We start from the raw sequence: 11,138 nt of genomic DNA, 5'->3' as shown, positions 1-11,138 counted from the left end.
GGCAGTAGGGGAGTGGGCAGAAATTCAAGATTTTGAATTTTGAATTTTGAATTTTGAATTTTGAATTTTGAATTTTGAATTTTGAATTTTGAATTTTGAATTGATTTGTCCCCTTGTTTCCATTCCTAAGACTCAGGAATAACGGGAACGCCATCTCTAAGATTGAGCAGCCCTGAGACAATGATTCTGTCTCCTGGTTCTAATCCTTGAAGAACTTGGTAGTTGTTACCTGTAATGTTGCCTAATTTAACCCGTTTTTGCCGAGCTACTAGTTGAAATGCTGCTTGTTGATTTCCCTGAGGTTTTTCTCCTTGTTGATTTCCTTTAGGTTTTTCTCCTTGAGGAGGTTTTGATGGTGCTGAAACTGTTACATAAACAAAAGTTTCTCCTGCCAAATTAGTCACTGCTGTTGCTGGGATCAAGACCCCTGGGCGCTGACTCCAGATCACTCTTGCGTAAGCAATCTGATCGGTACGTAATTGATTTTGAGAATTGTCATATAGCACTTTAACAAGTAAAGATTGACTATTGTCAGTAGCCTTTGGAGCGACAAAAAATACACGGCTCATTCCTATACTTTTGCCTTGTGCATCCATCACTTCTACTGGTGTTCCTTTACGTAGTTGAGTTCCTCGCTCAACAGGCACGGAAATATTCAATTCTAAAGATTGGTTTTGAGTAATAGTAACTAATTGTGTAGAAGTATTGACAAAATCACCAACTTTTACGGGTATATTTCCAACTGTGCCAGCAAAGGGAGCAGTAATTTTGTAGTACTGAAGTTGGACTTGTTGTTGTCTAATATTAGCTTGTGCTTCCTTTAAAGATTTTTCAGCTTGGCTAATGGTAGCTTGCTGTGCTCTCATCTGGGCTTCGATTTGACCGACAGCAGCACGGGAAGTTGCCAGTTTGTTGGCATACTGATCACTTATCTGTCGAGACACTGCTCCTTGAGACGCCAAACTAGTGTATCTTTCGTAGTCTTGCTGATTCAACTTCAAATCAGCTAGTTTAGATAACCGTTCAGCTTCTAAGGATCTGAGGGTAGCACGAGCATTTTCCACTTGTGACTGAGATACCTCAGCAGCAGCGTTGACACTACCGACAGCTGCTTGTTGCTGTCTAGCATCTACTTGGATAATCGGAGTTCCTGCAATCACTGAATCGCCGTATTTGACAAAGACTTGTGACACTTGACCTTCAATTCTCGGCTGAAGAGTCACTGATCGGCGCGATTCTACGGTAGCAAGGTACCTTTCACTATCCTCAATCATCCCAGCCTGTACTGTAGATATCTTGACTCTTGCTGCTGGCGGTTGAGCGTTAGCAGTTGCGGGTGCTTTGTTTTGAGGAGCCAGCCAACGCCAAAGTGCAAAACCTCCCCCTGCTAGTAGTAGGGCTAACAATAACCAAAGCCACCTTCGCTGTCTGCGGGGTGGCTCTTCTAATTTTGTTTCTTGACGGTTATCTTCAAAATGAGTCTGAGGCTCAGGAGATTTCATGACTTACGCAGCACCTAACAATAAATAATCATACAACTCAAGCACAGTAAAAGCCTTGATATAAAAATTGCTTAACTAACTTCAGGCTCTTACGGAAACCACTTAGTAATTTCTTTAAATGTACTTCTTTCGTCTAGTTGTTTAATCTATCCACAGGACAATGCTATAAATAAGCTTACACATAAGTTTTCCATATTGTCTTTTCAGTTCTTGCGAAAAATGTTTTAATCTTGCTATGACTGACCAAAATAATTCTAAGTCCCAAAGAGCCACGCTCGTTGCAGAAATTCACCCTCTTGCATGCAAACTGCCTTGCCTTGTTGGCATATTTCCTTTTAAGACACTGAGTGTCCTCTTTAAAACTAAATACTTTTAAGTCATGATTTTCGCTGACACTGCGTTTCAAGCTGTGTCATTTATACAAATATACGTAAGATCAAACGTTCTGCAATTACAATACTACCCTTTAGTTACCCGATTGACCGGACTGAGGGAATCGCTCACAAATTGCGGTCGAATTTATCTTCTGTGCAAACACTTGTCCTGGATTTATCCCTGGTGATCGACATGGCAAAATTTGTCAAATCTCTTTTCAGGAATATCAAAGGAATGTGCTGTAGAGGTAGACAGACAATGCATTTTTCAAGGTGAAAAATTAATGGCAATTAGAGGAACTCCTACACCAGAACGTCAGACAGCACAAGGATATCGTATTCCTGATTATTCAAAGAATAATTATAAAGAATTGATGAATATCTTGTATGGTTTTGGATATGTAGACCCAGAAGACCCAAGCAATGATGTTGAGAAAAAAGCTCTGATAGCTTTTCAAAAATATATGAAAATTACAGCCGATGGGGTGTATGGTCCAAAAACCCAAGAAAAACTTGCTGAAGCGATGAGAATTCTGCACGGAAACTTAAATACAGTTCTCAAGACAAACTTTTCCTTTAATGAACCATTTTATGGACCAAAAACGACTGATGCAGTTAAACAGTTTCAGCATAAGTACAACGTAGGAGCACCTGCTGGAGAAGCTAATTTAGTAACTCGTCAAAAACTTGCTGAACAAGTAAGGGTAGTGGTGCATAGTAATGATTTAAGTTCGTAGACTAGCGTCTTACGTCGCTTCCCAAAAATCCGTGTAACAAACCGGAGCAGCGGAGCTGGAGACTCCGCAGCACATTGACGATAGAAATGTTGACGTACTTAGTCCGCAGTCACAGTTTTAGACAACAAACGAGTACAAAACAATGCAAGGTAAAAAAAGAGATTTCCAAGCTATAGGCTTATCTGTATCTCTCTTTGCAGCCTCTACTATTGGCTTGCTGGTCAGCCACACTGCGGTACAAGCCCAGAAGCCAGTTCCAAAACCCACAGTTGCCACAGTAAAAAGCATGTCAAATGGTGACCTCATGTGTTACGTCAACTTAGTAGATGAAAAAGGAAAACAGTATAACAGTGTCGGTGCATCACCTGAGATTTGTGCAAAGGAAAAACGTTTTTTAAATAAGAAAGTGCAGCTATCTTATAGCCAAGCTTCAGTCAATGATTGCCAAAGTGCTGAGCCTTGCGGTAAATCCCGAATAGAAACTCTAATTACGAAGATGCAAATCATTCGGTAATTGTATAAGCAAATTGACAATTATTAAGAATCACAATCATCTTACAGACAATCAACCTTATGGGGAAAATCAACGATTAGAGGTGAGTTGGTATAGCTATTAACTTTTTGCTCTTTTTCTACCACAATCTTCTAGTAATCTAGCAATAAGCGCTGTCCAGCCGGTTTGATGGCAAGCTCCCAAACCATGACCAATATCACCACAGAAGTACTCGTGAAAGAGCATGAGATTGCGCCAGTGAGGATCAGAAGCAAAGTATTGATTTTTACCTTGCCAAGGGCAATATCCCTGCTCATTAGGAAGGAATATCCGGGTAAGGCGCTCTTGTATTTCGTGCGCTACTTGTGATAGGTTCATCATCTGTCCGGAACCTCTAGGACATTCTACTAGGAAGCTATCACCCCAGAAGTGGTAGTAACGCTCTAGGGCTTCTACTAGTACGTAATTGAGGGGAAACCAGATTGGTCCACGCCAGTTGGAGTTACCGCCAAAAATGCCACTGTTAGATTCACCTGGGAGGTACTCGACACGATACTCTTGATCATCAACAGGAAATACATAAGGGTTTTCTAAGTGAAAACGTGATAGTGAACGGATACCGTAGGGGGAGAGAAATTCGTTTTCGTCAAGCAAATATTGGAGTACCCGTTGCAGGCGTTCTTTTGTAGGAATTGCTAGCAAAAGATGATTTGTCGCTTTCGCTTTCTTCATGCAAGAGATATGTTCAGTCACATCTTTGCGGTTTGCCAAAAACCACTCCATCCGTTTCAAAAACCCAGGCAAATGCTCTATGAGTTGAAAATTCAAAACCTCCGCAGCAAATAATACAACAATTCCCACGAGCGATCGCACTTTTAAGGGAGTAGACTTATTATCCACCGTCAGCCAATCATAATAAAAGCCGTCTTCTTCATCCCACAGTCCAGTTCCCCCAATTTTATTCATAGCATCGGAAATAGCAATGAAATGCTCAAAGAATTTTGATGCTATGTCTTCGTAGGCGGGATCGCCATCGGCAAGTTCCAATGCCATAGCCAGCATAGTCACGCAGTAAAATGCCATCCAAGCAGTACCATCTGCTTGCTGGAGATGTCCACCAGTGGGTAGGGGTTGGGAACGATCAAACACACCAATGTTATCCATACCCAAAAAGCCGCCAGCAAAGATGTTTTTCCCTGTAACGTCTTTGCGATTCACCCACCAAGTAAAATCGAGCAAAAGTTTTTGGAAAACACGGGCAAGGAAAACACGATCCCTGTGTCCTTTCTCGGCAGTCATTTTATAAACGCGCCAACAAGCCCAAGGAATAACAGGCGGATTCGTACTAGAGAAGTCAAACTCGAAAGCTGGGATTTGTCCATTTGGGTGCATGTACCACTCGCGAAGGAACAGAATCAGCTGCTGCTTGGCAAAGTCTGGATCAATTTTGGCAAAAGCAATAAGGTGAAATCCCAAATCCCAAGTAGCATACCAGGGATACTCCCATTTGTCGGGCATGGAAATAATATCACGGTTGTACAGGTGAATCCAGTCAGAATTGGGAACGTCTCCATCTCTTTCTAGTGGCGGTTGTGCAGGATCGCCTTCTAGCCAGTCTTTCACCCCATAATGATAAAACTGCTTTGACCACAGCAAACCAGCATATGCTTGTCGCACGACTTGCTGCTCATGTTCGCAAAGTTCTGCGCAAATATGCTTTTCGTAAAATTCTTGAGTTTCGCGGATGCGTTGCTGAAATATCTGCTCAAAATTCTGGTCGAAGGGTTGTTCTGGGGCTTCTTGTTCAGCAAATAACCGCAACCGCACAGTCACCTCTTCCCCTGCTGGTACTTCCAAGCGGTAGTGAGGTGATGCTTTTGTGCCTACCATTTCCGGATTGACGGCATCCTTACGTCCATTGACAATGTAATCGTGAAATGCATCTTTCACGTAATGACTAGGATTTTCTGCACCAAACAACTTTGCTGCGTTTGTTTCATTTTCAGTAAACAGAAAAGTTGGCGCATCAATATTTGGCAGAGGTTCAACGACAAACCGAAATTTACCGAGTGTTTCTTGGGAAAGCAAAAGCTCACCATCTTTTTTATATTCAATGCACGGTTTAGACCAATAGCTTTCGCCTGTACGACCCCAAGACCAAGTATTTTTGAACCAAATTGTCGGCAAAAGGTGTAGTGTTGCAGTTTGTGAACTGCGATTGGCAACAGTAATTTTAATTAAAATGTCATTGGGAGCGGCTTTGGCATACTCAGCAAAAATATCAAAATAGCGGTTTTCCTCAAAAATCCCAGTATCAATAAGTTCAAACTCGCCTAAATCCTTGCTAAGATTGCGGTTTTCTTCAACTAAGCGCGTGTAGGGAAATTCACTTTGAGGATACTTGTAGAGCGCTTTCATATAGGAATGGGTTGGTGTTGAGTCGAGGTAGAAGTAAGATTCTTTTACATCCTCACCGTGATTTCCTTCGTTACCACTCAACCCAAATAGGCGTTCTTTTAAAATGGGGTCAACGCCATTCCAAAGGGCGAGGGCAAAACACAAACGTCCTTGGCGATCGCACATCCCCAAAAGTCCATCCTCACCCCACCGGTAAGCGCGACTGCGTGCTTGCTCATGGGTGAAATAATCCCAGGATGAACCGTCTTTTGAATAATCCTCGCGTACAGTTCCCCATTGCCTTTCTGCAAGATACGGTCCCCAACGCTTCCAGTTTTTCTCTCTTTGCACTTCTTCTGTTAGGCGCTGGGACTCGGTATCAAGACTATCGTTCTGGTGCATCAATTCAATTCCTTTCTCACGCAAAAAGTCTCACAAACGCGCCGCTTACGCGTCATTCGACCTGATTGTTGCTCCGCCTTTTTTGTACAATTTGTTGCAACCCCTCGCTGTAGCTATTATAACGAGGATTCCATACTCGCGGCTGCCGGTTCGAGTCATTCTTGACCACGCTAGAGAGTTTAAGCTATTGCACTTAAGGCAATTTTCCCCTCTAACTTGCCCATACTATTTTTTGTTATTTTTCAGTGGGTTAGGATTTACGCAGCTGCAAAACAAACGTGCCTGGGTAAGTGATCATAGGTAATAGGTGACTAGCCTGTGTTTCCATCACCAATTACCAATTAGCATTTACCGTCTGGCTGCAACTATACGCATTTGCATGATTTTGATAGTTTTAATCACCATTCATACTAAACATTATTGCGGCTTAAGATGCTCACGAGGGGCAATACCGGGATTAACGATTTCTGCCACCTCTTCTTCAGACATACTATTGAGTTCAGTTTGCAATTCTTCGGCAGTGAAGTTATAACCCTTGTCTTGAGCAATTTTGACAAAACCGTGATTATCCATTGCGGCTTTGAGTTGTTTTTTTAATGCTTCGTCTTTTTTGGCAGCTGCTAAAAAATCAGTTACTTGAGACATAACTGTCAATCTCCTTAAAATTCAGTTTCTTGAGTTTGGGATGTTCAACCGGAGGGTTTGAGGCAGTGAGATCGTCCCAGTGCCGCGATCATTTTTTCGCTAAAGTAGGTAGGATTTGAACTACTTGATTTTTTCTTGCCTTGCGGTTCGTGTTCAGTTAAGCAATTGTATGTTGTGTTTTCTTACCGAGATATACATAACTCAACTTGCGATCTGTACCGCCTGTAACGCCGCCGTTCCAATTTCAGCCGGATTTGTCTTCGGTTTATCGTAATCCTTACTGAAGTTATTGTTAACGGTTCTTGGCATCACGGCAACGACTACAGTCCCCTGCGCCGGAACCTTTGAGCATTTATCCCACGACTCATTCATAGATTAGCGGCTTTTGAAGCCGCATAGCTTCCCCTCACAGGCAGATTCACAAGCGCTACTCAAGACAATTGTTAATGTTGTTCTTGCCTGCTATCTTATGCTGCACCGCCGTTAACACGAATATTTTGCCCAGTTATCCATCGCGCTTCATCGCTAGCAACAAACGCCACTACATCGGCGATGTCTTGCACTTGTCCCAGCCCTCCTAAAGCTGCCATTTGAGAAATACGATTTATTTGTTCTTCTGTTTTACCTTCTGTGAACAGTTCTGTATTAGTTGGACCAGGAGAGATTACATTAACTGTGATACCTCGTCCTCCCAACTCTTTTGCCACGATTCTTGTGATTTGTTCAACAGCACCTTTGGTTCCCACATACGCACTATAAGTCGGCATCATCATAACCGTCGTTGATGAAGAAAGATTGATAATGCGTCCACCGTCTGCCATGTGCTGTGCAGCTTGTTGACAAGCAAAATAAGTGCCTTTGACATTAATGGCAAAAATCTTGTCGAAGTCTTCTTCTGTTACATCAACAAGTAGCTTATACAAGGCAATACCAGCGTTGTTGACTAAAATATCGATTTTGCCAAAATGTTCAATTGTCTGCTCAAAAAGTCGCTGGATATCAGTCACTTTGCTCACATCGGCTTTAAGTGCAATTGCTTTTACTCCAAGATTTTCAATTTCTGCAACAACTTCCTCTGCTTTGTTTGGATTACCTGCATAGTTCACCACAACTGATGCACCGTTACCAGCTAATTTGAGTGCGATCGCACGTCCAATTCCTCGTGATGATCCTGTAACGATTGCAACTTTTTCTGAAACAGGTGCCATAAATTCTTTCCTTTACTTAACTTTTACTAAACATTAATCTTGCTCCTAGGTTAAACCTAGGAGCAAGATTGGGAGCTTATATATCCCTAGAGAATTATAGAGGATGAGCTACTACTGATGAAGAATTTTTATTTCTTCAGGTATGTCTTACGCCAAATCGAAAAGCAAGATTTCTGCACCGATGTTGGTGCTAATTTCGAGTTGTTCTTCGCCACTCATTTGCACGCCATCACCTGCTCTGAGTTCTTCTCCATTCAAAGTGGCGATACCTTGAGCTATTTGCAACCAGGCATAACGATTGGGTTTCAGGTGATAGTTGATAACGTCACCAGGTTCCAAAATAGATGTGTATAGGTCAACATCTTGATTGATGATGATAGCACCATCACGTCCATCTTTAGCACCAATTAAACGTAGTTTTCCACGTTTTTCTTCAATGGGAAACGTTTTTTGATCATACCTGGGTTGCAGTCCTTGTTTGTCAGGAAGAATCCAAATTTGCAGAAGGTGGACTGGCTCAGTTTCAGAAGGATTGTTTTCGCTGTGCATAATACCAGTACCAGCGCTCATGATTTGCGCTTCACCTGGACGTATGACTGAACCATTCCCTAAGCTATCTTTATGTTCTACTGCTCCTTCTAGAACATAGGTGAGGATTTCCATATCGCGGTGTCCATGAGTTGGGAAACCAGTACCGGGAACAACGCGGTCATCGTTAATAACTCGTAGAGAACGAAATCCCATACGATTTGGATCGTAAAAATTACCAAAGGAAAATGTGTGGTAACTATCGAGCCAACCTATTTTGGTTTGACCGCGTGCATTTCTATCATGAATGAGGTGAGTTTTGGTGTTGGGAGCCATAAGTTTTATCTCCATTTTGATAGTTTATTGCAGTAAAAACATCAACCATCTTTGTTGGCTACCAGTTAAAAATCATGGTTCCAATAGCCAGCAAGAACAAAGTGTCTTTTAGTGGTAAGAATGATTTTTATTGAAAGTTACTTTGTTGCATCTAGTTTTCAACTATTTCAATCTTAAAATATGTACATATAAAATGAAAAGTACGCACTTAAAAGTGCCGTACTTACCAAAAAGATACTGCTAAATTATTTTTTCACTCAACTATAGGAATCCGATTTGGTTTATGAACGAACTGGTTGAGGTAGGGAACGCTTAACAGAGAATAGGGAACATAAACTGTACCTAGCTTCGTAAAAATCTGCAGAGGAATCCTATACGAATTGTCTTAAGAACATTGCACTAATTTAGATGAATTAAGGCGGAACCTAAAACAGGTTCTTGATTCTATATCTCCTGAAGCAATCGCATCGATTTGCGGATGGGATTACATCATTTGTGCTTTATTAAGTGCAACTTCATAGAGAATTGGTATTAACTTGGGTTTTGAGATCCAAACTCGCTGCTAAAGTTTGGTTGAGAATTCCAACAATTTGCTTGCGCGCCTCAGCAGGAATGTCAATGCGGGTTGGATATAGACGTGTTGATAGCTTTTTGTCGCTCATGGTTTGTGCAGCTCGTGGATCACTTTCAAGAACCCTGTACAGAAGATGATTGCTTAGAATTACTTTGACTTTTAATAACCTTGCCAGGACTAATCCAAGAAATACCTTGCTGAAAATCAGTACCAATCATAACTGCTTCAACCACGGGCTGAAAAACTTTTGTTTGGGCTACCCACTCGACAATAAAGTTAGCCCCAACACCTCCACTAGTGTCAGTTCTATCTACAACAAAATCCGTAGAAGCTAGGGCGTCAAGTTGAATTGGGCGCTCTAAATACTGTTTAAGTTGTTTGCCATTCGAGTCATAGTAGCGCACAGAAGTAATGATGATCGGCTTGGTCAAATCAGTATTACGAATACTCAGAGTCGCTGCTAAATCGAAAACTCTTTTATTATCGCCATGATAGATGTGGGAGTAGATAGGGACATAAATAGTTTCACCCATCACTGCCTTGAAATTTTTATCTAAAGTTACCACCTTTTGAGATTGATTTCCCTGACTCATATCAGCTTGTGACTGCGATGGATTCTGTGGTGATGTGCAGGATGTCAGTAAAATAAGAGCGATCGCTAAATAAAAAACTGGGTATAGCTTCATTAGAAAAAATCATTTACAACCTTCAATAAAATCAATGACTTGATGTAACGACCCTGGTTTAGTCACAATCAGCACAGTTGAATCAGGTTCGAGTACTGTACTGCCGTTAGGAATCATCAAATCTTCGTGGGGATGGGGTTGATAGCCAATAATTAGAGAACCATTAGGAAACCGGGAATCTTGAGCAACTTCGGCAACTGTACGACCAGCAACATAGCAATTATTTGGAATCAAAAGTTTGAGCACCTCAATCTGCCCCTGCTCAAAATGCATGATTGATTCAACTTGCGGATACTCAATGGCATTTACCATTGTTGAAACCGCTAAGTCAATGGTACTGATGATATGATTAGCTCCTGCCAATCGAAAAGGTTCTGCAAAATCGGAATGGCGCATCCGAGTTAGAATGTGGGGAACACGGTAATGCTTGGCGAGAGTTACCATCGCCAAATTCAAGGCATCATTTCGTAAGACAGCTGCCAAAGTGTCGGCTTTACGAATTCCAGCTTCTAACAGCACTTCTGTACTGACAGCACTGCCTTCAAAAGCCATTGCCCCTACTTGTTCGCGCGCATAGCGACAAGCATTAGGATCAAAGTCAATCACAGCTACGGTATGCCCTAGTTCTACCAATTTATGTGCCAAAGTCAACCCTACCAAACCTGCTCCACCAATTAGCACGTACATAACTGCTTCTTGATACTTTTGCCTTCTACTTTACTTTACAAGCTACTGTGCAGGTGAAAGAGTTTGGTATGGTTAACACTGAAAAGAACCAAATTTCGTGATGCATATGATAGTTAATTTGTACAGCGCTTAATTTCTACAAGCAACATTCACTAATTCTGGTTTCTAAAGTCTTCTTAGACAACCAATCTGAGAAGATAATGAATGTGGTTTTGCTGCTTGCAAGGAAAGCGTCAACACCCCTGCCTAAAGGCTAGGGGCTTCTAGCCTCCAGTCTTAGGATTAGTTGACCCGACTCAGTACCTTGTGTACTACGTTATTGGGCAAGTGTTTAAGTTCCTACCTACGGATACGTTCGCGCAGCGTGCCGTTAAGCAAGCCAGTCTGTAGCTCTAGAAATCAAAGATTAAACAGGTTTAGAGGGTTAAGCCAGTGTTCTTGATAAACTGAGGCACTCCGGCCTTGGGGGTTCCCCCCGTTGTTCGCCTTTGGCGTCTCCCTTTGGGAGAAGGAAGTGCCAACCCGTAAGGGTACCGACCAATAACATTGTTTAGGCTAACTTTACTCCC

General features: G+C 41.9%; 9 protein-coding genes and 1 pseudogene. 2 read left to right on the top strand and 8 right to left on the bottom strand.

The window, feature by feature from the left end:
* Positions 1-125 precede the first annotated feature (125 nt).
* Positions 126-1,502: an efflux RND transporter periplasmic adaptor subunit gene (locus tag DP114_RS02125; RefSeq protein ID WP_171975325.1), complete on the bottom strand. Its 1,377-nt coding sequence runs from the start codon at positions 1,500-1,502 to the stop codon at positions 126-128.
* 658 nt (positions 1,503-2,160) lie between these two features.
* Between DP114_RS02125 and DP114_RS02120 the strand changes: the two genes are divergently transcribed.
* The gene (locus tag DP114_RS02120) at positions 2,161-2,613 is read left to right on the top strand and encodes a peptidoglycan-binding domain-containing protein (RefSeq protein WP_171975324.1); all 453 of its coding nucleotides are present in this window, start codon (positions 2,161-2,163) and stop codon (positions 2,611-2,613) included.
* A gap of 142 nt (positions 2,614-2,755) precedes the next feature.
* A complete protein-coding gene (locus DP114_RS02115) occupies positions 2,756-3,127 on the top strand; it encodes a hypothetical protein (RefSeq protein ID WP_171975323.1) in 372 nt (123 codons plus the stop codon).
* Positions 3,128-3,226: 99 nt separating this feature from the next.
* Here DP114_RS02115 and DP114_RS02110 read toward each other — a convergent pair whose 3' ends face one another.
* The 7 genes and pseudogenes from DP114_RS02110 to DP114_RS02080 all read right to left on the bottom strand — a co-directional run bounded on the left by DP114_RS02110 (position 3,227) and on the right by DP114_RS02080 (position 10,569).
* Positions 3,227-5,905 (bottom strand): MGH1-like glycoside hydrolase domain-containing protein, encoded by a 2,679-nt coding sequence (locus tag DP114_RS02110; RefSeq protein WP_171975322.1) that lies wholly within the window; start codon positions 5,903-5,905, stop codon positions 3,227-3,229.
* Between the two features lie 417 nt (positions 5,906-6,322).
* Complete coding sequence (locus DP114_RS02105) at positions 6,323-6,550, bottom strand: Nif11-like leader peptide family natural product precursor (protein ID WP_169264255.1); 228 nt, start codon at positions 6,548-6,550, stop codon at positions 6,323-6,325.
* A gap of 467 nt (positions 6,551-7,017) precedes the next feature.
* Complete coding sequence (locus DP114_RS02100) at positions 7,018-7,758, bottom strand: SDR family oxidoreductase (RefSeq protein ID WP_171975321.1); 741 nt, start codon at positions 7,756-7,758, stop codon at positions 7,018-7,020.
* A gap of 147 nt (positions 7,759-7,905) precedes the next feature.
* Positions 7,906-8,622 (bottom strand): pirin family protein, encoded by a 717-nt coding sequence (locus DP114_RS02095; protein WP_171975320.1) that lies wholly within the window; start codon positions 8,620-8,622, stop codon positions 7,906-7,908.
* Between the two features lie 536 nt (positions 8,623-9,158).
* A pseudogene (locus tag DP114_RS02090) lies at positions 9,159-9,284 on the bottom strand (DNA starvation/stationary phase protection protein Dps); the annotation flags it as partial.
* Positions 9,285-9,309: 25 nt separating this feature from the next.
* A complete protein-coding gene (locus DP114_RS02085) occupies positions 9,310-9,882 on the bottom strand; it encodes a DUF3124 domain-containing protein (protein WP_171975319.1) in 573 nt (190 codons plus the stop codon).
* A 9-nt stretch (positions 9,883-9,891) separates the two neighbouring features.
* A complete protein-coding gene (locus DP114_RS02080) occupies positions 9,892-10,569 on the bottom strand; it encodes a potassium channel family protein (protein ID WP_169264259.1) in 678 nt (225 codons plus the stop codon).
* Positions 10,570-11,138 lie beyond the last annotated feature (569 nt).

The sequence above is a fragment of the Brasilonema sennae CENA114 genome (assembly GCF_006968745.1).
GTDB lineage: Bacteria > Cyanobacteriota > Cyanobacteriia > Cyanobacteriales > Nostocaceae > Brasilonema > Brasilonema sennae.
Note: the sequence above shows the minus strand (reverse complement) of the source record. Positions and strands in the feature narration are given on the sequence as shown.